This window comes from Sandaracinaceae bacterium (assembly GCA_020633055.1).
GTDB lineage: Bacteria > Myxococcota_A > Polyangia > Polyangiales > Houyiibacteriaceae > JADJJE01.
This window is the reverse complement of sequence record JACKEJ010000005.1, coordinates 233046-256352: the sequence shown is the minus strand read 5'-3', so window position 1 is coordinate 256352 and position 23307 is coordinate 233046. Positions and strand designations below refer to the sequence as shown.

Genomic DNA, 23307 nt, shown 5'->3' with positions numbered 1-23307 from the left:
CGTGTTGCGCGCCGGGCACGATCGCGTGACGCATCGGCTCGATAGTGGCGCGCATGCAGAACACGCTCGTGATCCCCGAGTCCCCGCTCCGCGAGGCGCGCCGCAGCAGCAGCCGCCTGGGGCGCACCACGCTGCTCATCGCCGAGGCGCTCGCGAACGAGTCGCTGCGATCCGCCGACGCACTGCGCGGCGACTCCCTCGCTCGCGCGTCCCGTCTCAGCTTCGTCGCGCAGCAGCTCTGCGCGGTGCACGGCGTCCGTGTCCATGTCAGCGGCGAGGTCCCGAAGCAGGCCGTCGCGCTGGCGGCGAACCACCTCAGCTATCTCGACCCGCTGGCCGTGCTCTCGTGTCTCCCCGCCTCCGCCATCGCCAAGCGGGAGGTGCGTGAGTGGCCCGGCGTGGGCGCCACCCTCGACGCGCTCGGCGTCCTGTTCGTCGACCGCGACGACCCCCAGAGCGGCGCGCGGGTCGTGCGCCAGGCCGCCACTCGCCTCGCGTCAGACGTCTCCGTGTTGGCCTTCCCCGAGGGCACCACGACCTCGGGCCGCGGAGTGCTCCCCTTTCGCCGGGGCTTGTTCGGCGCCGCCCGCATCGCGCGCGTGCCGGTCGTACCCGTCGCGCTGCGCTACGAAGACCCCGACCTCCCCTGGGTGGGCTCGCAGCTCTTCTTGCCGCACTACCTGCGCACGGCGAGCAAGCCCGTCACGCACGTCCACATCCACTTCTTCGCGCCCCTCGAGGTGCGCGAGGGAGACGAGGCGCGCTGCGCCAAGCACGCGCGCGACATGGTGCGCGAGTGGATCGCGCCGACCGTCCAAGCGTGAGCTTCCCCGAGCTGCGACAGCTGCTGGACGTCGTCGATGCGCTCTCGCCCTGGGCGCGGACGACGGTGCGTGGGCACGTGGACGTGGACGGACAACGCGTGCCATTGCTCGACGTGTGCGTGGGCGCGACGGACCCCAGCGCGCCGACGCTCGCGCTGGTGGGCGGCGTCCATGGCCTCGAGCGCATCGGCGCGCAGGTGGTGCTGGCGGAGCTGGAGAGCCTCGCCGCCCGCCTCGCGTGGGACAGCACACTCCGCCGGGAGCTCGAGCTCGTGCGTGTCGCGGCGTTCCCGATCGTGAACCCGTGGGGGATGGCGCACGGGACGCGCAGCAACGCGGGCGGCGTCGACCTGATGCGCAACGCACCGCCCGTCGCTCCAGGGCAGCGCGCGACGCCCCTGCTGGGAGGGCAGTCCCTGTCGCGTCACTTGCCGTGGTACGCCGGCCCGAGAGGCGACGCGGGGATGGAGCTCGAAGCGCGCGCCCTGTCCGCGTTCGTGCGGGAGCATGTGTTTCCGGCGGCCTGCGCCGTGGCCGTCGACGCCCACTCGGGCTTCGGCCTGCGCGACCGGCTGTGGTTCCCCTACGCCTACACGCGCGCCCCGTTTCCCGGGCTGGCGGAGACCGCCGCGCTCGCGGCCCTGCTGGACCGCAGCTTGCCGCACCACGTGTACCGCATCGAGCCGCAGGCGCAGGCCTACACGATCCGCGGCGACCTCTGGGACCACCTCTACGATCTGCATCGCGCGCAGCGGCGCGCGGGTCAGGGGCCGTTCATCCCCTTGACGCTGGAGATGGGGTCCTGGACGTGGGTCCGCAAGAACCCGAGGCAGCTCGTGACGCACCGTGATGGAGGCTTCCATCCTGTGGCGCCGCATCGCATCGAGCGCACGCTGCGTCGGCATCTGCCGTTGATCGAGTTCCTGCGCCGCGCCGTGTCGAGCGCGGACGCTTGGGTTCCGGGGGACGCGCTGGCTCACGAGCGCGCCTTCAGCGCCGGTTACCACCGTTGGTACGCGTAGCGCCCATGCGCGCGGCGTGCGCCTGCAGCGCACAGGTGGCGGGAGCGCGCGCGGCCGGCGTCGCGCTCGTTGCGAGCTTGTGATCCGTCTGTCGCGTCGTCGTTGCACGCGCACACGAGGATGGCGCGAACAGAGGAGAACATCATGCAGACGAACGGCACACGGACGAACGCGACGCAGGAGTCGCCACAGCGTGACGATGGTGCGGTCTACCCGCGGCACCCGCAGGGCCTGCCCCCGGACGAGATCCGCACCCGGCGCTACACGTTGCGCTTCGCCCGCGACGAGCGCGACCTCGAGGCCATCCAGCGCCTGCGCTACCGAGTGTTCAACGAGGAGCTGAACGAGGGGCTCGCGGCGTCGCGCGAGACGGGGCTCGATCGCGACCCCTACGACGCGCGCTGTCACCACCTGATCGTCGTGGAGACGGACACCGGCGAGGCGGTCGGGACCTATCGCCTGATGACGCGCGAGACCGCGTACGGACAGGCGTTCTACTCGGACTCGGAGTACTACCTCGCGGCGCTCCCCAGCGCGATCGCGAGTGACGCGGTGGAGGCCGGTCGAGCGTGCGTGGCCGCGGACCACCGCAACGGCCGCGTCATCCGAATGCTCTTCGCCGGGTTGGCCCGCTACCTCGCGTGGAACCAGAAGCGTTATCTCTTCGGGTGCTGCTCGGTGCCCACGCTCGCGCCCGCGGACATGTACGCGCTGCTCGCGCGCCTGCAGGGCGAGGGGCGCGTGGACACCGAGATCTTGCTCGCGGCGCGGCCACACGTCCACGCGCCCATGCCGCCCTTGGCGAGCGTTGCGTCGCGGCTCGAGCAGATGGAGCCGCCCGCGTTGATGACGACCTATCTGCGACTCGGCGCGCGGGTGATCAGCGAGCCCGCGTTCGATCGCGACTTCGGCGTGAGCGATCTGATGGTGTTGCTCGACGTGCACGGAATGGACCCGCGCGTGCTGGCCAGCCTGACCTCGGTGGGCGCCGCGCGCGCCGCCTGACGCAAGGGCGCGAGCGTCGCCGGAGTGGCGCTTCGCGTCGGTCCGTTGCGTACGCGAACGTGCGTCGCAGACCGCGGTGCCCTCACACGGTGTGAACGAAGCGCGCGCGTGGGAGCCGCAGGCGGGGGCCGTACACACCGCCTGGCGCGCGCTTGCCAGCGCTGATCACCATCGTCACGATCGCGTCGGGGTTGCCCGAGAGGCCCACGATCTTCTTCACGCGCACTTCGTCCATGCCCTCCATCGGGCAGGTGTCGTACCCGGCCGCCCGGAAGGCCAGCATCAGGTTCTCGCACGCCAGCGCGCTCGTCTTGACCGCCCAGGTGACGAGTTCGGCGCGCGAGGCCGGGCCGCGTGGGATGGGGCGCACGAGGCCGGTCACGGCCGCGGTGGCCCGCTTGAGCGCGCCGACGGCGTTCAGCGGGCCGACGCTGTACGCGACCTTGGTGATGTACTCGTAGTACATGTGCATGGTCTTCGGCCACCGGTAGGGCGACTCGTGCAGAGAACGCAGCACCAGCGCGCTGTTCTCGCGCCACGTGTCGATGCGCGCGACGGCGACGATCAACTCGGGCGCTGTGGTGGCCGCAGGCTGCCCCAGGCATGCGGCGGCGAGGGCGCGCTTCTTGTCGGGATCGACCACGCGATAGAACTCCCAGCACTGGAGGTTGCTCGAGGTGGGCGCCAGCAGCGCGAGATCGAGGCAGCGCTCGACGACGGCATCCGGGACGGGCTCGGGGTGGAAGCGCCGCACGCTGCGCCGGGTCTCCACCACGCGTGCGAAGGCCGCGAGGTCGGCGTCGCCATCGCTGACAGGCTCTTCGTACTGCTTGACGGAGGGCTTTTCGGTCGTAGTGTCCATCGGCGCCAAAGGGTACTCCCCCCCGCGCCAGAGGCGCTACCTTGCCGCCATGCTCCCCGGTGCCCCGTTCGCTCACGCCGCGCGCGACCTTCGCAACACGCAGCTCGCGCTCCCCTCGGTCCTGATCACGCCTCTGCTGGTTCTGTTCGTCCTCCTGGGGTCGGCGACCCCCCGCGCGCGCGCACACGGTCGCCCCCTGGGCGTGAACCAGTTCTTTCGGGTGGACGGCCGCAACGTGTTGTTCACCACGCGCGGTCCGGTCGTCGAGGCCGCGGACGGAGGGTACCGGTGGACCTGCTCGCGCCCCTACGGCGACACGGGACAAGCGCTCATTCCCAACCTGAGCCGCACGCACGCGGGGGCCCTTCTCGTGGGGACGATCGCGGGCCTGTATCGGCGCGCGCCTGGTGCCTGCGCTTGGGAACGTGCCAGTGGCGCCCTGCAGTTCGTGTTCGTTGGAGACGTCTACGCGCTGCCCGTGGCCGGAGCACGGGTGTTTGCCGTGACGGCGGACCCCGTGCCCGACAACGTCGTTGCATACAGCGACGACGACGGCGCCAGCTTCGAGACGGTGTCCGTGGGTGACGTGCGGCTGCAGAGCGTACGCGTGGCGCCGGAGGCCCCCAGCCGAGTGGTCGCGGCGGGCTTCGTGACCGGCGAGACACCGCTCAGCACGCCCGACGGCGTGCTCCTGGTCAGCAGCGACGCGGGCGAGTCCTTCGACCCCATCGACGTGCCGCTCACGGATGGAGAGCTGACGCTGGTGGTCACGCACGTCAGCCGGAGCGACCCCGACCTCGTGTGGCTCCGGACGGTGACCACACGCCAGAGCGACAGTCCTCCCGAGCGCCTCCTGGTCGTGGACGTGGCGACCCAAGAGGTGACGGACGTGCTGGCGCGTCCAGCGATCAACGGCGCCGCCGACACCCTGGACGCGAGCGGGGACGCGTGGGTCGTGACCGCGCCGGTGGACGAGGTGGGAGGGCTGCTGCGCGTGGGCCTGGAGGGGGAGATCGACGTGGTGAGCCCCGCTCTGCACGCGACGTGCGTGCTCGAGGCGGACACCGCGCTCTTCGTGTGCCCGCTGCCACGCACGGGCCAGAGCAGCGTGCTCGAGCGCTCCGAGGACGGGGGGCAGACCTTCACCTCGGTGCTGGCCTTCGAGGACATCGTCATGACCGACGGCTGCGCCGACAGCGACCCCGAGCACGTCGGCACGTGCGCGGCCGACCTCGGAGACATCGAGCGGGACGCCCAGCTGCTCATCATCGAGCCGCCGCAGCCGCCCGCGACCGGTGGCTGCGCGGTCGCCCGATGTCCGCGCTGGGCGCTCTCCCACGGCCTCGCGGTCATGCTCGCACTCCTGCTCGCTCGCCGTCGGCGGGCACGGCGGGGACGCGCCGCCTGAGACGTCGCCCCTTCGGGTGGCTCGGCGCTAGCAGCCCCTGGCGGGCCACCAATACGGACATGTGGCCACTTGTGGACAAAAACAGGTATGCTGCGCGTCTGTGGTGGGTGGCTCGTGTGTGGCACCCACCCCTTGCCGGGACCGGAAACCTATGAAGACACGTGCCCTCCTCCCGAACGTGCTGGGCACCACGCACGACATCCCCTCGCGCGAGGACTGCCTCAAGTGCCACGCGTCGGCGTCGCGTGACGTGGTCTTGGGTTTCTCCGCCATCCAGCTGGGGGAGGCCAACCTACCGCTCACGTTGGACGACCTCGCGGCGGCCAGTGAGATGAGTCAGCCCGTGTCCCTCAGCAGCGCCGCGGTGCCGGGGACGACCGTGCAGCGCAACGCCCTGGGCTACCTGCATGCCAACTGCGCGCACTGCCACGGCGGGAGCGCGCCCCAGGTGGGGCTGAACATGGAGCTGGTCACGGGGCTGTCTGCGGTCTGCGACACCAACACGTACCTGACGGCGCTCATGGCAGACGACACGAGCGGGTCGTGCGTGACGCCGGGCGCCCCCGCCGGTTGGGTTGGGGCCGCCAAGCGTGTGGAGCCCGGGTTCCACCTGATGAGCGCCGTCTACTTGCGGATGGCGGCGCGCGGCAACGCCGACCAGATGCCTCCGGTCGGCACGGAGGACCCGGACGCGCTCGGCTTGTCGGCTATCCAGGCCTGGATCATGGGCGGCATCTGAGCGCGGTCGGAGCCGCGTCCGCGCGTCTGCGGGGCGGCCTGCGAGCACACCCGGAGCGCGCCGGGCGAGAACGCAGCGGAGCTCCAGCGGTGGTTCGCACGACGAGGGCGGACTACTCGAGCTCGGCCGGGAGGTGGCGTGCGTCCCCAGGCGTACGCACCACCAGCCGATAGTCTCCCACCGCGAGGTCGTGCGGGACCCCGAACGCACCGAAGAAGCGCCCCTCGGCGTCCGTCACGGCGACGCCCAACAGACGCTCGCCACGTCCACGCAGCAGCACCTCGACGCGCATGCTGGCGGCGGCGGCGCCGTGCTCGTCCTCGATGCTCCCTTCGAGCTCGATGGCGCGGCCCCGGACGACCTCGGCGCTCGCGGCCGAGAGGCGCACCTGGACCCCGGCGCGTGGCGCGCCAGGCGGCCGCGCGGAGCCATTCGTGCGCCCGGTGGTGCTCATGCCGCCCGTGGTGGTCCCTGCCGTGTTGGTCCCGTCGGGGGAGCTCCCTGCGCTTGACCCTTGGGTACCCGAGGTGTTCGGAGCGTCGCTCCCTTCGGGAGAGGTGGCCCCAGGCTCGCTGATCGCGTTGCTGTCCGACGTCGACGGGTCGTTGGCCCCTTCGGCGCCGCTCTGACCGTATGGGTTGCCCGCGCGCGCGAGGGCCGCCCGGTACGCGGGGGGCCGCGGGAGCGGGTCGGGTGCGCGTGGTTCGTAGTGGGGGGCCTCGGGGTCTCCCTGCGTCCGAACGCCCACGGCGGCGCCTCCGAGGTCGATGCGCATCCAGTCGCCGTCGGGGAGACGCACCTCCACCCAGGCATGCGCCTCGTTCATCACGAAGTGCGTCGGGATCCCGAGTGCCAGCGCGGTGATCGTGAACGCATACGCGCGGTGGCGACACACTCCGAACATGCCGCGCGCCAGATCGAGGTAGATGTCACGACCGTCGCCGAAGTCCTCGCGCGTCTCGCGAAACGACCGGAAGTGGTGCACCAAGGTCTCGAGCGCGAGCCTGTACGAGCTCAGCGCGGAGAGCCCCAGCTCGCCCGCGAACATCAGCGCGTTGTCCCGCACCACGGGCGGGAGCGGGACCACCTCGGCCGCGCGCGCCCCCACGGGAAACCCAGCGTCGGGGAGTGGACGGTTGAAGTAGCCCACCGGCGCGTCCATGAGGAACGCCAGGCGTACGACCGACGGCGCTCCCGGTGTCGCGCGCACGAAGTAGTTGCCCGCCTCGTCCCGCTCGAACAGAAGGGGCACGCGGGGCTCGGTCTGCACGCTGAGGATGTTGCTCTCGGGGCTGACGGACGGAATGGGCACGCGCAGGCCGGCGCGGAAGTCGAGCGTGACGCTGCCCCAGAAGCGGTCGCGTCCGGCGCCCGAGGCGCCCGCCACCGGGAGCTCTTCCGGTGGACGTGTGGGCGCGGTCAGCACCGGCACTCCGTCGCTCGCCAGCACGACGCGGTCGAGCGCGCTGACCCGCTTGTGCGGCATGACTGACGGCGCGAAGGCCACGCTGTAGTCCACGTCCTGCTCCAGCGTGGTGAGGCGGTCGGGGCGGAACTCGGGGGAGCGTCGCCCCGGCTCGTCGCGCCCGAGCCCATCGCCGGGGAGGCCCACCATGCGCGGGCCCGGAGGCTCCGCGGCCGTCAGGTTGGGCGCCGCCAGCACCTCGCCGTCGTACACGATCGCTGCAGGCGCGCCGCTGCTCGCCTGCCACTCGAGGACCTCGTCGTCGCTCACGGCGGGCACGTACTCGTGCAGGACGGGGCGTTCGTCGGCGGTCGCGTGCCACGGGGCGAGCCCCGCGCTCAGCAGCACCGCCGTGAAGCCGAGGCGCCGCGCGAGACGCCGACGCGGCCGGGCGTGTGCGCGCTGGGTCGACGCACGCCCCCAGGCGGCTATCCTGTCGGGCAACGTGGACGCGCTTACGATTCTGGTCTCCATTGTGGGTCTCTCGGTGATGGTCATCGTACACGAGACGGGCCACTACCTCGCGGCGCGAGCCTTCGGAATGCGGGTGCTGCGCTACAGCATCGGCTTTGGGCCCACGCTCTTCAAGTGGCAGCCGAAGGGCAGCGACACGGTGTTCCAGGTCGCGGCCATCCCGTTCCTGGCCTACGTGCAGATCGCGGGCATGAACCCGTACGAAGAGGTCGACCCGAACGACGACGGCCTCTTCAACAAGAAGAGCGTGCTCGGGCGCATCGTCACCATCGCCGCGGGGCCCGTCGCCAACTACATCCTCGCCGTGCTCATCTTCTTCGCGCTGCTGGCCAGCCACAACCTGCCCGAGCGCGAGCTCAGCGTGCCTCCGCAGGCCGGCACGGTCATGGCCGACTCCGCGGCGGCGGCGGGGGGGCTGCTGGCCGGAGACGTGTTCCTCTCGGTCGATGGGCACGCTGTGAGCACCTTCGTGGAGGTGGTGGAGGCGACGCAGGCGCGCGGTGGGCAGGCCACGGAGTACGTGGTCGAGCGCGCCGGGGAGAGGGTCACGCTGACGCTCACGCCGTCGAACGATGGTGGCGTCGGCCGCATCGGCGTGGCCAGCGCCATGAACGAGGGGCTCGTGGGCATGCCCGTGGGCGAGGCCTTCCAGACGGCCCTCCTCATCCCCTGGCTGCAGACCAAGGAGACCATCCTCGGGATGGCCAACATGTTCCGCAAGCGCGACACGTCGGGGGTGGGCGGTCCCGTCGCCATCGCCACCATGCTGGCGGAGGCGGCCGACAAGGGCTGGCAGCACTTCGTGCGCCTGATCGGGCTCATCTCCATCGCGCTCGGCGTGTTCAACCTGCTCCCCTTCCCAGCGCTCGATGGCGGGCGCCTGGTGTTCCTGGGCTACGAGGTGGTCACGCGCCGCAAGCCCAACGAGCGCTTCGAGACCGCCGTGCACGTGATGGGCATCCTGTTCCTGCTGAGCGTGATGGTGCTGGTGACCTACCGCGACATCTTCGGGCCGAAGGCGAGCGAGCAGGACGCTGCGGCCAGCGCCCCTGCCGAGACGCCGGCGCCGACCGAGGCCAGCGCACCCGCGGAGGCGCCAGCGTCGCCCGAGACCGGCGCACCCGAGGCCCCCGCGTCGCCCCAGACCAGCGCCCCGACCGAAGCGAGCCCGACCGACGACTCCTCCGCCCCGGCCGCCGAACAGGGGCGTTGACACGGCGGCGGGGGTCCGGCGACTGTCGCTGTCATGGACCTCCGCAGCGACTCCTTCGAGCACGACGCTCCCATCCCCGCCCGCTGTGCCTTCGGCACCTACGACGCCAGCAGCCACGTGCGCCTGAGCGACAACAAGAGCCCGCACCTGGCCTGGTCGGGGGCGCCCGAGGGGACACAGAGCTACGTGGTCATCTGCACGGACTTCGACGTGCCGAGCGCGGCCGACGACGTCAACCAGGAGGGGCGCACCGTGCCCTACGATCTGCCGCGCGTGGGCTTCCACCACTGGGCCCTGGTGGACATCCCGGCCAGCAAGACCGAGCTGGCCGAGGGCGAGTTCTCGGAGGGCATCACCCCCCGCGGCAAGGCTGGGCCCGACAGCGCGGGCGGAACGCGCAGCGGCCTCAACGGCTACACGGAGTGGTTCGCGGGCGACGAGAACATGAGCGGCGACTACTACGGCTACGACGGCCCGTGCCCGCCCTGGAACGACGAGCGCCTGCACCGCTACCACTTCGTGGTCTACGCGCTGGACGTGGCGCGCGCGCCGGTGGAGGGGACGTTCCGCGTGGAGCAGGTGCTCGAGGCGATCGCGCCGCACGTGGTGGGCAAGGCCGGGCTGGCCGGCACGTACCACATCTACCCTGACGCGCGCTGACGGGCGCGTCGGGTCCGCTCCGGGTTCGCCAGGCATCCCCGCCGCGTGATGGCGCGGTGGGGCAGGGAGGGTCCTCAGGGGGCCATGTCGAAGGTCAGCGTGAGCTCCTGCGGGCCACGCCAGACGGCGCGTAGCTCCGCAGGGGGGGCCGGCACGCTGTTGATGCGCGACGCCGCAGCGAGCACCGCTTGGTCCAGGCTGCTGTGTCCCGAGCTGCGTGTGATGCGGCGCCCCGTGACGTTGCCGTTCTCGTCGATGAGCAGTCCCAGGCGCACCGTGCCGGCCAGGTTGGCCACGCGCGCTGACGGCGGGTACATGACGCCCGGGGAGACGCGACCGCGCAGCTGCTGGACGTAGCGGCTCATCAAGCGCCGGAAGTCCGCCGTCGGGGGCGGCGCTGGCGTGGCGCGGGCAGCGTTGGGGTTGGTCTCGCCCTCGCGCACCGTGCTGCCGAGCCCGTGGGCGCTCCCGCCGGCAGCCCCGGCCGTGAAGACAGGGGCCCCTGCGCCGGGGTTCGTGGCGGCCATCACGGGGGCCGCGGCCGGCGGAGGTGCCGTCTCGGGCTCGGGGGCGACCGGCTCGGGGGTCGGGTCCACGGGGGCCGCTGGCGGCGGGGTGTCACGGCGTGCGAGGGGCACCACAGCGGGGGGGGGCTCGGGCACCTCGGGTTCCGGGATCTCGGGCTCCGGCTCCGGCTCGGGCAGCTCCGGGGAGAGCAGCTCCTCGATGTCCATGAACACCAGCTCCCGCTCGGGCGCTTGGGCGTGAGACACCCCGTGCGGCGCGAACGTCACCAGGGCTGCGTGCGCGACGAGGGATGCAGCAACGCACAGGGGGACATGCCACTCGGGGGCCACGCGCAGCCCAGGCGCCGAGTGCGCGTCGCGAGCGCTGCCGGCAGAGGAAGCGGCGCTGCTGCGTGGTTGGGGGGAAAGGCCTTCCGTCGTGTCCTCGAGGGTCGCCATGTCTCGCACTAGAGATGTTGATATTCGTATTCGATTTCAGCAAGCCGAAACATGCTGGTCCTTCGTACGCGCGGGCCAGTCGGGCCTTCCCGAACCCGTCGTCAGCGACGCGCGCGGCGACGCCGTGTCAGGAGCGCTCCCAAGAACGCCAACCCCAGGACGAGCCACGTGCGCCCCCGCGTGGCACCAGGGCCACTCGCCGCGCAGAGTCCGCCGCCCTCGACGCTCACTCGAGGGGCGTCGCTCGCGTCCTGGAAGTCCCACATGCCGTCGCGATCCGTGTCTGGCAGCGGCAACGCGGCCGCGCCCAGCGCGGGGTCCACACGGTCGGCCAGCCCGTTCATGTTGGCGTCCGTGAAGTGGTCCAGGCGCCCATCCTCGTCGGCGTCTTCCCCCCCGGCCTCCACCGCGTCTCCCCACCCTTCGGCGTCTGCGTCGTGGTCCAAGTAGTCGGGCGTCCCGTCACCGTCCGTGTCTCGCACGGGCACGATCGAGGCACGCTGGGTCGCGTCCCCGTCGTCCGCGTCCACCGTGGCACGTAGGCCGTCCCGATCCGCGTCCCGCGCATCATCCAGGCGACCGTCACGGTCGACGTCCAGCACGTCACGCGCCGCGTTCTCCAACAGGTCGGGGACGCCGTCGCCGTCTGCGTCCAGGTCGAGGTGGTTCGGCACGCCGTCGCCGTCCGCGTCGCTGAGGTCGTTGGTGCCGTCCCCGTTCGCGTCCACGAAGCGCGGCGCGTCCGGGTCACGCCAATTGGGCACTCCGTCTTGGTCGAAGTCGAGGGAGAAGTCTTCGCCGCCGCCCTCCACGAGATCCGGGATTCCGTCGTCGTCGTCGTCCGCGTCCTTGTCGTCGGGCACGCCGTCGCGGTCGCTGTCGGCGGTGGCCAGCGGGACGCAGCGTCGGCGCGTCAGGTCGCAGGTCGAGCCCGAATTGCAGTCGGCCTCGGCCTGGCAGCCGCACACGCGCCCCGCGCTGCTCGTGAGGCACACGCCGCCCGCCGGCGCGCTCCGACACATGCTGTCGTCGAGGCAGGCGCCGCAGCGGCCCGTCTCGTCGTCGCAGAACCCCATACCCGGGTCGCGGTCGAAGCACTCGACGTGTGCGAGGCACACCACGCACTCGTCGGCGGTGCACACGGGGGCGTCGGGCGCGCAGTCCACGTGCGAGAGGCACCGCACACACGCTCCGTCGTCGGCGCAGCGCGCGCTCCCATCCGCCGCGCACTCGTCGTCGTCCGCGCAGCCACGACAGCTGCGTGTGGCCGCGTCGCAGACGGGAGCGCCGTCCGCGCAGGCGCTCGGGTCGCTGGCGCTACACGCGACGCATGCGTGGTCGTCCAAGTCGCACACGGCGAGCTGAGGGTCCATACACTCCGAGTCGTCGTTGCAGCCCGCGCAACCGGGCGCGAGGGTCCACTGTGTCGGACGGACGGGATCGCAGAGCTCGCACGCGTCGAGGGGGTTCGTGGCACCCGACGGAACGCACGCGAAAGCGATGGCGCAGCCGCTCGCGACGACATAGTCGCAGGCGTCGAGGGCCTCGTCGCACGTGTCGTTGGTGCAGCCGAGGCCGTCGGAGCACGGGCTCGCGCCCCCCACGCAGGCACCGGACAGGCAGCTGTCACCGCTCGTGCAGAAGCGTCCGTCGTCGCATGCCGCGCCGTCGTTCGCGCTCCACGCGCCGCTGTCGCTGGCGGCGTCGCACCGCTCGCACGCGTTCGCGGGGTTGAGTTCTCCGTCCGCGTAGCAGGTCGTGTCGATCGTGCAGGGGCAGGGCGCCTCGTGCTCGATCCGCAGCTCGGTGAGCGTGGCGGCGGGGGAGGGTCCCATCGCCATCGAGTCGTCGAGGGTGACGTCCAGGCGGTACTGTAGGAACGCCCCGGGGGGGACGCTGGTCAGGTCGGCGCCTGCCGAAAAGGGCCCTGCCCACGGCGCCGCAGCCAGCGTCGCTGCGCTGTCGCCGGTGCGCACGAACACGGTGATGGTCGCGCCGTCGATGCTCGCGTCGAGCTCGAGTAGCAGCGGCTGGCGCGCGGCTCCCAGGGAGAAGGTGGCCGAGGTGAGGGAGCCCAGCAGCCCCGCGCGGAAGGCGAAGGGGACGGGCGTGCCGGCCGCGCCGTTGTTCGGAAGCGAGGCGAGCGAGATGGCCTCCGACGCGTCGTTCGGCACGTCCGTGAACACGCGGAAGTCCTGCAGGTTGGTGCGCGACGTGATGGCACCGTCGATGCTCGCGCCCTGCGCGGGGAGCCCAAGAATGAAGCCGTCCGCGCAGCCTGCGCTCCACGTATGGGCGACCATGCCCACCCCGGCCACCAACGTCACCTCTCCGGGCTCGTCCGACGCCTCGAGGGTCGTTCCGGCGCTCGCGGTGAAGGTCGCCTCGTAGCTCCCGGCGCAGCCCATCTGCGCCGAGCCGTCCGTGACGGACACGAGGCTGAGCTGCCCCGTGGTGGTGTCGCGGTGCAGGAACATGTCCATGGTGCGGCACGCGCGCGCGGGCGACATCAACGTTACCGTGCAGCCGGTGAAGCCCACGTAGTCGGCGGCGGTTCCCGCCGTTTCGACCGCTCGGAGGATCACCGGCTGTCCCGCGCCGCCCTCGAACACCATGTCCGTCGCGCGCAGCTCTCCGGGGCTGCCAAAGGCCCACTGCCCCGAAACGCTCGCGAAGCCCGTCTCCCCGTCGAGCGTGGCGCTGCTGTTGGTTCCAGGTCCCGCGGTCCAGTCGGTTTGCCGAAGGGTGTCCGCGCTGGCGCTCGCGGCCGCCACCCACGCGAGCGCCAGTGTGCCGAGCCCGACGCCGCGTGCGCGCGCGTTCTCCAAAGAAGCCATAAGCATGCCCCTAGTGTACGGATTCGGGGGCCTGGGGGTAGCGCCCGGAGTCAGGCCGGGTCCTTCACGATCATGTTGGCCAGCACCATCGACGCGCGGCGGACGCGCGTCGCCGCGTCGGCCAGGTGGTGGTACACCTCCCTGCGCTTCATGGCCTCGAGCGGATCCACGCCGGGCACCAGGAGGGCCCCGAGCGCGGTGACGTACTCCGCGCGCGCCTGTCCGTCGCAGATCTCGCCCTCGTGCGCCAACGCGAGGGCGGCGCGCTTGTCGGTCCCCAGCGCCGCGTATGCGTCGCTCAGCGCGCGCGCCCCACGCGCAACCGTGACGGCCAGCCGCCCCGTGGCGTCGTCCGAGACGAGCGCGAGCGCGTGCAGCTCCTCCACGCCGCGCGCGGCGTACTCCGCGATCCAGTTCAGGTCTTCGATGGCACGGAAGATGTCTTCGCGGTCGAACTCCGTCGCGAAGCTGTCGTTCAGCGCCTCGAGGCAGCGGTGCTTCTCGAGGCGGGCCTGCTCGAACGACCGGGCCACGTCCTCGGCGGTAGGGACGCCTTGCGCCTGGGGACGGTGGTCCAAGTGGTCTCGCACGAGCTCGACCGAAGCGGCCACGGAGGCAGCCTGCTCCTTCAGCAGGAGCGCGAAGTCGTGTCCCTTCGGAAACGCCCGTTCGAGCCACCGACGCCACTGGATGAAACCCTGCATACGCTTCTCCTTTCAGATGACCCGCGACAACAGCGCGTGCACGGCCCCGCCGACGAGGGCCGAGGCGGGCAGCGTGGAGAACCACGTGACGACGATCTCGCGCGCGCGGGACCAGCGCACACGCCGCGGGTGCTCTGCCGCGCCGACTCCCATGATGCTCGTCGTGACCACGTGCGTGGTCGAGACCGGTGCGCCCAGCTGCCCGGCCGCGAAGATCACCAGCGACGACGCAAGCTGGCTGTCGAGGGCGTGCTCCGGTCGGATCCGGTAGATGCCGAAGCCCAGCGTGCGGATGATGCGCCAGCCGCCCGTGAGCGTACCGATCGAAATGGTCACGGCGCACAGCAGGATGACCCACGTGGGCACGGTCAGCGACGCCTGCTCTCCACCGAGCAGCAGCGTGAGCGCGATGATGCCCATGCCCTTCTGCGCGTCGTTCGTGCCGTGCGCGAACGCGAGCCCGCTGGAGGTGACCCACTGCGCGTGGCGCAGGCGCCGCATGACGCGCGGGTGGGCCGAGGCCAGCATCCGGCGGCTGACGGTCATGGCCAGGGCACCGAGCGCGAAGCCGAGCACGGGGGACAGCAGGAGCGCACACAGGATCTCGGCCAAGCCCTCGAGGTGGCCCTCCTGGATGGCGGCGAAGCCCCAGTTGACGCGGCCCAACCCGCCCGCGTGCAGCGCGGCGCCGGAGAGCGCGCCGAAGAGCGCGAACGAGCTCGACGACGGGACGCCGAGCGTCCACGTGCAGACGTTCCAGCCGATCGCACCGACCAGCCCGCAGACAATGACGAGCAGCGCGCCGTGGGCGTCCATGCCTGACAGGTCCACCACGCCCGCGACCGTGTTGGCGACCGCGACACCCCCCAGCAACGGCCCGAACACGGTGGCGGCGGCCACGAGCGCGAGCGCGCTGCCCGGGCGCATCGCGCGTGACGCGATCATCGTCGCCACCATGTTCGAGGCGTCGTGGAAGCCGTTGGTGAACTCGAACGCGAGCACGAGGCCCGTGGCCACGACCGTCAGCGTCAACGTGTCGACCATCGCGCTCATGTACCACGACGGCCTCCTCCTTGGAGGGCTTCCAGGCCGGCGTGGGGTCGAAGCTCCTCCTGCCGGGGGCGCGGGCGGCGCCCGCGACAGCACGCCACGACGGCTTGCGCCGAAGGCTCCCAGGCCCCAACGTTGGGCCCTGCCGCGAGGATGGCGGAATGGCAGACGCGCCGGGTTTAGGTTCCGGTGGGGTAACCCGTGGAGGTTCGAGTCCTCTTCCTCGCACCACGCTCTCTCGAGCGCCCCTGGTGGATGATGGGGCACCACACCGCGTCGTTGACCCGCAGCCTTGGCGCTCCATGCTGCGGGCCATGTCCTCTGGCGCAAGGCTCGCACTCGCCTACACCCTGTTGTTCGGGTGGGTGGGCGTGTACCTGCCCTACTTCCCGGGGTGGCTCGGCGCGCGTGGGCTCACGGGCACGCAGATCGGCGTGCTGCTCGGCGTGGTCCCCTGGTTCCGCGTGGCGCTCAACCCCGCGCTGGGCCAGGTCGCCGACCGCCACGGTCGCGCCTGGCGGATGGTGCTCGGGCTCGCGCTCACCTGCGCCCTGGGGCTGGTGCTCTACGCGCGCGCGGATGCCTTCCCGGCCTACCTGCTGGCCAGCTCGCTGGTGGCTGCGGGGTTCGCGCCGCTGGCCTCGCTCACGGACGGTATCGCGGTGCGCGAGGCGCGCGAGGGACGCATGGACTACGCGCGTGTTCGTGCGGCGGGGTCCATGGCGTTCATCGTCGCCGTGGCGCTCGTCGGGGCCGGGGTGAAGCGCGACGGGTACGAGTTCGTGCCCGCGCTGACCGTATGGATGATGCTGGGCATCGCGCTCACGGCGACCGTGCTCCCCAAGCCAGCGCCACGCCGTGCGGACGGCGGGCCGCCTCCGGCCGATGCCCGCGCGCTCCTCGCCCGACCGCTGGTGCGCCGCTTCCTGGTGGGCTCGGCCCTCGTGCAAGCCAGCCACGCGGTCGTCTACGGCTTCGGCACGCTGCACTGGGAGCGCGCGGGGCTGGGGCAGGACGTCATCGGGCAGCTGTGGGCGGTCGGCGTCGTCGTCGAGGTCGTCGTGTTCCTGTTGGGCGGTCCGCTCGCCGACCGCGTGGGCCCAGCGCGCCTCATGATGATCGCCGGCATCGGCGGAGTGTTGCGTTGGTCGGTGCTTGCGTGCACCACGGACCTCACGCTGCTCTTCGCAGCCCAGTCGCTGCACGCGCTCAGCTTCGCGTGCCTGCATCTGGGGGCGCTCGAGCTGATCCGCCGCCGCATCCCCGAGCAGCACACCGCGACGGGGCTCTACACGGCGGCGGGTCCGGGTGTCGGGATGGGCCTCGCCACGCCCCTCGCCGGGCTGCTCTTCGACGCCTTCCGCGGCGGCGCGTTCTGGGGTGCGGCTGTGCTGTCCGGGATGGGCGCGCTGGTGCTTGCCACCATCGTCCCGTCGCGCGCCCGTGACGCGGCGACCGCAGAGTAGTATCTCCCGACGCCTACGGGCTGGTCCTCGTCAGGGCTTCGGGACCGGCCCTCCGGCACACGCGCGGCGCACCTGCTCGTACACGGCCGGGTGGTTCTGAAGCTCGTGATGCATGACCCCGCCGTAGTGACTGGTGTCGATGGCGAAGGTGCTGTCCTTCATCTTCGGGCCCGACGCGCTCGGCACCTGCACCAACAGGTCGCCCATGAGCTGGCTCACGGGGTGCTCCTTGTCCGTGGTCAGCGTCGCGGACACGAAGTGGTGCGTCGCGTGCGGCAGCGGGAGGGCGTCCTGGGGTAGCGCGTTCGGAGCCAGCCACTCTTCGTCGACGATGGGCGAGTGCCGGAGGTCTTGCACGCCTGCGCTGCGCTTCTCGAGGATGCGCGCAAGGATCTGCGTCGCCGGGAGGTCCACCACGTCGAACGCGTCCGTGAGCATCTGACCGAACTTCGCGAGCGGCGCGCCCTGATGCGGCGACCCGAGGTAGAAGACGCGCTTCACGTGGGCGGGCCACGCGAGCCCCTGCCGTTCTGCGTAGTGGGCCGCGCTACGCAACACGAGCCCGCCCATGCTGTGGCCGATCAGCGTCAGCTCCACGGGCTGCGCAGGGTAGGCCGAGACGAGCTCGTCCAACAGACTCGCCAGCTGCCGGCCGTTCTCCGAGATGTGGCGGCCCGTGTTGTAGCGGATGTAGAGCGGGGTCATGCCGAGGTCCCGCGCGAGCAGGGTCCCGAAACACACGCTGGGGTCGCCCCAGTACGACTCGGACTGCAGACACCACGACCACTCCGTCGTCGCCAGTCCGTGGACGAAGAGCGCGACGCGCGTGGTGGCATCGGGGAGCGCATCGGCCAGCGCCGGCGCCGTCGCGGAGACGTAGCGGTCCCCTGCGCGCAGCTCCATCCCCAGGTCGAGTCCACTCTGGGTGGCGTGCAGGTGATCGCCCACGGCGGCGTTCACCAACCCCAAGGCGGCGTCGGCAGCCCAGGTGGCCGAGTCCAGCACGTCCGACCGCATGGGGACCGCGCGCGAGGCTCCTGTGACCACACCGTCTGGCGCAGACGCCGCATCGCGAGCGCGCGCGGTCAGCACGAGCTGGCTCGCCGCGTCGATCCCCACGTCGCTCAGCGCCTCGACGGCGCGGTTGACGACCTTGATGGTGCCGAGCACGCCGTCCGTCGCGACGCGCCGCAGACCGTCGACCGCGCGCGCCGGCTTCTCGAGCGACCCCAGCTCGTCGGTGACGCGCATCACGCCACGGGAGGTCGACTCGTGCCCTTCGCGCACCAGATCGACCGTGGCGTCGACCGCGTCGTGGATGAGCGCCTTCAGTCCGCGCCAGCGTCGCATGGTGTCCATCCGACGAGGGTCTCACAACTGCGGCCGGACGCGTGCGCAGGCTGCTTGGGCAGGGCTCGTCAGAAGGAGCCGACGACCGCGGCGCCTGCCAACCCAGGAGCGAGCACCGGCGTGACGCGCGCGGTCGGCCCGTCTTCGTCCGCTTCGTTCGAGGGCCTGGTCACGAGGTGAATCACGAGGCCCGTCACCGCACCGGCGATCCCGACCCCGAGCCCGATGTCGGCGATCAACGCGCGCCGGTCTTGTCGGTCGAGGTCGGACCGCGAGCACGTCCCGGCGGGGAGGCAGCCGCGGCTGAAGTCGCCGTCGTGCGTGACGACGAGGATGCCCGCGACGGCGAACGTCGCGAGCCCCGCGGCGCCGACTCCGTAGCCGACGAGCGCACCAGGGTGCACGCGCGCTCCCTCGTCTTCGCGCTCCGCGGTGCCCACGTGGGCGTCGCGCGCGCGAGCCTCGGCCTCGCGAGCTTGGGCCTCGGCCTCCGCGGCGCGACGCTCGATGGCCTCACGCTCTCGGCGCTCCGCGTCTGCGGCCGCGGCCTCCCGTTCCTGCCGCTCGCGTAGGGCGTGGAGCCTCGGCTCCAGCTGGGGACGCGTCGGCGGGTTGGTCGCCAGGAAGGCCTCGAGCTCGCGGATGGCATCGGCCGTGTTTCCAATGCGCTCGTGGCACAGGAACAGGTTGTAGTGCAGCTCCTCGCGTTGGCTGAGGTCGTACGCCGCTTGGAACTCTTGCAGCGCCCTCGGGTACTCGCCCGAGTCGAAGTACGCCCGACCGGAGTTGAAGTGGACCCGAGCGCGCTCATCGACGTCTGGCTGCGCGTAGGCGAGCGCGGCGCTGCTCAGTGAGAGGGCGACCCATGTGGCCACGACGAGCGACCCGAGCTTCGACATCACAGCACCTCCGGGAAGCGATACTCCCACGTATCGGCGAGCGGGATCCGTGGACTCCCGCTGTTGAACGACGAGTCGGCCACGCGGTCGCCGCCGTAGAGCACCGCGCGCTGGCGGAGCGCGTCCCAGGCGAGCATCCCGCTGCCTCGTGGGGTGGGCGTGGCCCGACCGCCCAGCGCCGCGGGCGTCGCGGTGATCACCCCTGCGGCGTCCATCGTCACGACCCACGTGTCTCCGTATCGGTCCGCCGCCTCGCTGACGTCCGATGCGCCCCCGAACAGCAGGATCGTATCCGTGTCCGTTGCGTTGAACGCGATCACCTTCGTCGCTTGCGCGAGGAAGCGAGCGCCAGGGCCGCCGATGATCGCCTGCTCCGACCAGTCATCCGTCTGCGCGCAGGGGGCGATGGTCCAGAAGCTCGAGGACATGCTGCCACCGAACGCCACTACGGTCGGGACACCGCCGAGGGGCTGCAGCACGTCGTACGACGCGCCGTCGAATATGGGCGGCGGGTTGCTGCCGGCGGTGAGCGGCGTCGCACCGGAGCCCGAGAGGGCGTAGGTCGTGCCATCGAGGACGGCGCGGAAGCCAGAGCACTGCCAAGCGGGAACCGGGCGGTCGCGCATCTCGCTCTCGATGGACGAGTCGGCCGCCTCGGCGGTGGTCCAGCTGTCGATTCCGTCGAAGGTGATGACGTCGGGCGCCGGCACACCGGGGCTGCGCGCGGAGTAGCCTCCGAAGATGCTCCGGGGCGCGCGGGTCGGTTCCGCGATCCCCGACGCGCCGAACCGAGGGTGGTCGTCGTCGGAGCGCGCCTCGTCCCGGTTCCAGCGGCTTCCGTCGTACGTCCAGGCGGTGCCCGTTGGGGTGCTGCCAAACTCCACCCGCGCCAGGCCGAACGCGAAGCCAGCCGCGCTGCCTGCGCCACCCGTGCCGATCGGCGTCGCGAGCGCGGTGGCGCCGGGGGTGTCCACGTGGGGTCTCAGGGTCGACGTGATGGCCAACGTCCCCGTGTCGATCGTGCTGTGGAACAGCTCTGCGGCGAACACGTTCGGCCCCCAGTGGATGGTCTGGCCGCGGCGTTGCAGCGCGACGCCGGGCTGTGGCGAGGGGCGGTCGCCCACCAGCGTCACGGTGGTCGAGGTGCCCCCCGTGTAGTCGAAGCGCTCGACCCGATCGATGGTGCCCATGGCGATCAGCGTGGGGCTCCCATCCAGCAGCAACGCGCCCCCGTCGCCGAGGTCCACGGCCCCGATGCCCCCGCGCGCCACCTGCAGCGTGCCCAGCTGGGTGAGGGTGTCGCTCCCGAAGGTGTCGCTCTCGAACGAGAAGGCGTAGACCCCGCTGAGGGGGCTTCCGTCCGCACCAAAGCCTCCGAAGAGGTACGCTGTGGCGGTCTCGGGGTCGACGGTGGCCGCGGTGAGGATCGACGGCGCAGTGGTCGCGTTGTCCGTGAGGCGTGTCCATGCTGCGTCCGAGCCGCTGAAGTCCAGCTCCCACACATCGTCGTGGTAGACGCTGTACATGATGGGCGACGGGTCCGGAGTGCCGCCCCCCAAGATGATCGCGCGGGGACGCAGCGGATCCTGGATGGTCACGTGCCCGAGGCGCGAGGGCGGCGGCTGGCCGGCGGTCGTGATCTCGCGGAAGGTCTCTTCGCCCGGCTGGGCGACCACGAGCTCGTACAGCTTCGCGTTGGGCGTGGACGGTGCGCTGCTGAAGTCCACGCCGCCCCAGATGAGGAAGCGCTGGCGCGCCGCGTCGTAGATTACGGAGCTGCCGAACAGCCGTGGCAGGCCGGTCAGGTTCAGCTTCGCCCACGGGATGCTGCGCGTCCCCTGGCTGCGGTACTCCCAGAGGTCACCGCCCACCAGGTACAGGTAGCGCTCGCGATCGAGGTCGGCGAAGAACAGCGGGACCACCACGTTGAAGCCGCGGTCCGGCTCGAGCTGCCGCCAGCCGCCGATGGCCGAGATGGTCGCGGGACCCGCCGAAACCGCCGCGCTCTCCGCCGCGTCGTCGTCCGACACGGTGATCGTCACGGAGACCGTGTCCCCCGGCTCGAGCGCGGACGCGTCGATCGTGCTCGACGAGTCGCCGACCACGGAGCCGTTCACGCTCCACTGGTAGCTGGCGGTGAGGGGGTCACCGTCCAGGTCGAACGCCCCGCCCGCGGACGCGGTGATGGTCTCGTCGTTCCACACGTCGTAGCGGGAGAGGCGGGCGTAGCGGAGCGTCGGCGCCGTGTTCCCGATCTCCACCTGCGCGGTGCCGGGCTCGCTCTCGCGTCCACCTGCCACCCCGTACACCCGCACCGTCCAGACCTCTCCCTTGTGCGTCATGGATGGGGGCACGGTGGCGGTCGTTGCGACGGAACCCGCGGCGTCTCTGTCCCACTCGTAGCGGTACGTCACCGCCTCCGAGAGCGGGTCGACGCTGGGGGTGTCGATCGACACCGAGAGTTCGTCCGTGGTCGTCGGCGAGGTCGGCACGATCGAGACGGCCGGCGCCGACGGCTGCACGACGGCCTCTTCCTGCCGGTAGGGGTCGGTGTCGAACAGCACCGAACATCCGGCGGCGCTGCCGCCCCAAGCGAGCACCAGCACCCCGACCACCTGCGCGCGCGCGCTTCCCCACCTGCTCCACAGCCTCATTGGCGACTCGTACCGCCACGGATGAGGATGTGCAAGTCCCTTTCGAGCCCCTCAGCGCCCGGCCGCCTGCTCGTTTCGCCGTCGCGTTGGCCGCGCGGCAGGGAGCCGCAACCGGAAGGTCGTGCCCTCGCCCGGCGCGCTGTCGACGTCGATCTTCCCGTGGTAGCTCGTGACGATGCCGTACACCGTGGCGAGTCCGAGTCCCGTCCCTTCGCCCTCGGCCTTGGTCGTGAAGAAAGGCTCGAAGATGTGGTTGCGGGTCGCCGCGTCCATCCCCACACCGGCGTCCTCGACCTCGATCAGCACGTGGTGCCCGTCGCGGCGCGTGCGGACGCGCAGGGGGCCTCCCTCGGGCATCGCGTCGATGGCGTTCACCACCAAGTTCACGAACAGCTGGCTCAGCTGCGAGCGCTCCCCACGCACGAGCAGCGGCTCTTGACCCGTCGATACCGTAAGTGTCACCCGTGCGGGTGTCAGGCGCCGCAGCATCGGCTCGAGTCCGCGGAGCTCCTGGTTCAGGTCGAGCGTCTCGACGGGCGTCGGGATCTGCCGGGCGAACGACAGCAGCTGACGCGTCAGCGCGCTCGCCCGCTCGGCGGCGTCCATGATCGCGCTCACGTGGCTCGCCACGCGCGGGTTGCTGCCTGCCTCGCGCTGCACGAGGCGGGCGCTGCCCATCACGACGGTCAGGATGTTGTTGAAGTCGTGGGCCACCCCGCCGGCCAGGCGCCCCAGCGACTCCATCTTGGTGGTGGTCTCGAGCCGGCGCGTCATCTCGCGGCGCTCCTCCGCCACGCGATCGCGCTGCACCTCCCGCATGAGCTGGACGTAGATCAGCCACGAGACCAGCCCCACCAGCAGGAGCGCGAACGCGAACACCTCGTCGGGGCGCCCGGCGCGTAGCTGCCGCCAGAGGGCGTCGCGCGGCCACGCGCGCATGGTCCAGCGCCGGTCCACCAGCGCGAACGTCACGCTGGACGTGGGGCGGCGTTCTGCCTCTCGACGCGCGACCGCGTCGGGCTCTTCGGGGCGTGTCAGGACCTCGCCCGTGTCGTCGACCAACTCGATCCAGTAGCCCTCGAGCAGATCGCCGCGTAGCGCGGTCGTGATGATCGGGTCGACACGGAAGACGCCGTTGACGAAGTGCCCCGCCAGCGGTCCCTCCGTGATCGGGAAGTACACGGCGAAGCCGCGACCTCGCTGGAAGAGCTCGAGCGCGTCGGTCATGTGGACGTCGCCCGTGCGCTGGGCCCGGAGGAACGCCTCCCGCGCGTGGGGCCGCAGGCTGACGTTGCGGCCGAGCGCCACGCTGTTTGCGGCGGCGGGGGTGACCAGCTCGATGATGCCCGCGGGCGAGACACGGTTGATGGCCTGGAAGCCGCCGAACTCGGACTGCACCGTGAGGGCCCGAGCGACGAACTCGTCGTCATCCCCCGTGCGCGTCGACTCGAGCAGCCCCGCCGTCGCCAAGACGCGCGCCACGACGAAGTCGCTCAGCCGCAGCGACGCCTGGTCCGTGGCCAGCTGGACCTGGGCGTTGGTCGTGGCCGTCCACTGCGCGCGCTGCTGGATCCAGACGACGCCCAGCACGCTGGAGACGACCGTGAAGAGCAAGAGAGCCAAGGTGCGGGCGCGCTTGATCTTCCGGGGGTCGGCAGGAGGCAGGCCCACAATGCCCGCGAGCGTACCGCCATTCCGGCCACTGCGAGC

Annotated in this window: 18 protein-coding genes and 1 tRNA gene; 9 read left to right on the top strand and 10 right to left on the bottom strand. The window is 71.6% G+C overall.

Going from position 1 to position 23307, the window contains the following annotated elements:
- Positions 1-53 precede the first annotated feature (53 nt).
- The 3 genes from H6726_05925 (at position 54) to H6726_05915 (ending at position 2851) form a co-directional block, all read left to right on the top strand.
- Positions 54-824 (top strand): 1-acyl-sn-glycerol-3-phosphate acyltransferase, encoded by a 771-nt coding sequence (locus H6726_05925; GenBank protein MCB9657174.1) that lies wholly within the window; start codon positions 54-56, stop codon positions 822-824.
- Positions 821-1846: a DUF2817 domain-containing protein gene (locus H6726_05920; protein ID MCB9657173.1), complete on the top strand. Its 1026-nt coding sequence runs from the start codon at positions 821-823 to the stop codon at positions 1844-1846. The genes H6726_05925 and H6726_05920 overlap by 4 nt, the downstream gene beginning before the upstream one ends.
- 144 nt (positions 1847-1990) lie before the next feature.
- Positions 1991-2851 (top strand): GNAT family N-acetyltransferase, encoded by an 861-nt coding sequence (locus H6726_05915; protein MCB9657172.1) that lies wholly within the window; start codon positions 1991-1993, stop codon positions 2849-2851.
- An 82-nt stretch (positions 2852-2933) separates the two neighbouring features.
- Here H6726_05915 and H6726_05910 read toward each other — a convergent pair whose 3' ends face one another.
- Positions 2934-3713 (bottom strand): nitroreductase family protein, encoded by a 780-nt coding sequence (locus tag H6726_05910; protein MCB9657171.1) that lies wholly within the window; start codon positions 3711-3713, stop codon positions 2934-2936.
- Positions 3714-3762: 49 nt separating this feature from the next.
- Between H6726_05910 and H6726_05905 the strand changes: the two genes are divergently transcribed.
- The gene (locus H6726_05905; GenBank protein ID MCB9657170.1) at positions 3763-5121 is read left to right on the top strand and encodes a hypothetical protein; all 1359 of its coding nucleotides are present in this window, start codon (positions 3763-3765) and stop codon (positions 5119-5121) included.
- Between the two features lie 151 nt (positions 5122-5272).
- Positions 5273-5860 carry a hypothetical protein gene (locus H6726_05900; GenBank protein MCB9657169.1) on the top strand — a complete coding sequence of 196 codons (588 nt, stop codon included), beginning with the start codon at positions 5273-5275 and terminating at the stop codon, positions 5858-5860.
- Positions 5861-5972: 112 nt separating this feature from the next.
- On the opposite strand, the gene H6726_05895 is transcribed toward H6726_05900, so the two are convergent.
- A complete protein-coding gene (locus tag H6726_05895; GenBank protein ID MCB9657168.1) occupies positions 5973-7769 on the bottom strand; it encodes a hypothetical protein in 1797 nt (598 codons plus the stop codon).
- A 1-nt stretch (position 7770) separates the two neighbouring features.
- On the opposite strand from H6726_05895, the gene H6726_05890 reads away from it, so the two are divergent.
- Together H6726_05890 and H6726_05885 are read left to right on the top strand one after the other, a co-directional pair.
- A complete protein-coding gene (locus H6726_05890; protein ID MCB9657167.1) occupies positions 7771-9012 on the top strand; it encodes a site-2 protease family protein in 1242 nt (413 codons plus the stop codon).
- Between the two features lie 33 nt (positions 9013-9045).
- Positions 9046-9672, top strand: a complete 627-nt coding sequence (locus H6726_05885) for a YbhB/YbcL family Raf kinase inhibitor-like protein (GenBank protein MCB9657166.1) — start codon at positions 9046-9048, stop codon at positions 9670-9672.
- Positions 9673-9746: 74 nt separating this feature from the next.
- Here H6726_05885 and H6726_05880 read toward each other — a convergent pair whose 3' ends face one another.
- The 4 genes from H6726_05880 to H6726_05865 form a co-directional block, all read right to left on the bottom strand.
- Positions 9747-10637, bottom strand: coding sequence for an energy transducer TonB (locus H6726_05880; GenBank protein MCB9657165.1), 891 nt, complete (start codon positions 10635-10637; stop codon positions 9747-9749).
- 101 nt (positions 10638-10738) lie between these two features.
- A complete protein-coding gene (locus H6726_05875) occupies positions 10739-13480 on the bottom strand; it encodes a hypothetical protein (protein ID MCB9657164.1) in 2742 nt (913 codons plus the stop codon).
- 44 nt (positions 13481-13524) lie between these two features.
- Complete coding sequence (locus H6726_05870; protein ID MCB9657163.1) at positions 13525-14178, bottom strand: hypothetical protein; 654 nt, start codon at positions 14176-14178, stop codon at positions 13525-13527.
- A gap of 12 nt (positions 14179-14190) precedes the next feature.
- Complete coding sequence (locus tag H6726_05865) at positions 14191-15231, bottom strand: inorganic phosphate transporter (protein ID MCB9657162.1); 1041 nt, start codon at positions 15229-15231, stop codon at positions 14191-14193.
- Between the two features lie 144 nt (positions 15232-15375).
- On the opposite strand from H6726_05865, the gene H6726_05860 reads away from it, so the two are divergent.
- Positions 15376-15459: transfer RNA gene (locus H6726_05860), tRNA-Leu, on the top strand.
- Between the two features lie 83 nt (positions 15460-15542).
- Positions 15543-16694 carry an MFS transporter gene (locus H6726_05855; protein ID MCB9657161.1) on the top strand — a complete coding sequence of 384 codons (1152 nt, stop codon included), beginning with the start codon at positions 15543-15545 and terminating at the stop codon, positions 16692-16694.
- A gap of 30 nt (positions 16695-16724) precedes the next feature.
- Here H6726_05855 and H6726_05850 read toward each other — a convergent pair whose 3' ends face one another.
- The 4 genes from H6726_05850 to H6726_05835 are packed head-to-tail and all read right to left on the bottom strand — an operon-like array spanning position 16725 to position 23268.
- Positions 16725-18053 carry an alpha/beta fold hydrolase gene (locus tag H6726_05850; protein MCB9657160.1) on the bottom strand — a complete coding sequence of 443 codons (1329 nt, stop codon included), beginning with the start codon at positions 18051-18053 and terminating at the stop codon, positions 16725-16727.
- Positions 18054-18112: 59 nt separating this feature from the next.
- Positions 18113-18943, bottom strand: coding sequence for a tetratricopeptide repeat protein (locus tag H6726_05845; GenBank protein ID MCB9657159.1), 831 nt, complete (start codon positions 18941-18943; stop codon positions 18113-18115).
- Positions 18943-21597, bottom strand: a complete 2655-nt coding sequence (locus H6726_05840; protein MCB9657158.1) for a hypothetical protein — start codon at positions 21595-21597, stop codon at positions 18943-18945. The genes H6726_05845 and H6726_05840 overlap by 1 nt, the downstream gene beginning before the upstream one ends.
- Positions 21598-21648: 51 nt before the next feature.
- Complete coding sequence (locus H6726_05835; GenBank protein ID MCB9657157.1) at positions 21649-23268, bottom strand: CHASE domain-containing protein; 1620 nt, start codon at positions 23266-23268, stop codon at positions 21649-21651.
- Positions 23269-23307: the final 39 nt, after the last annotated feature.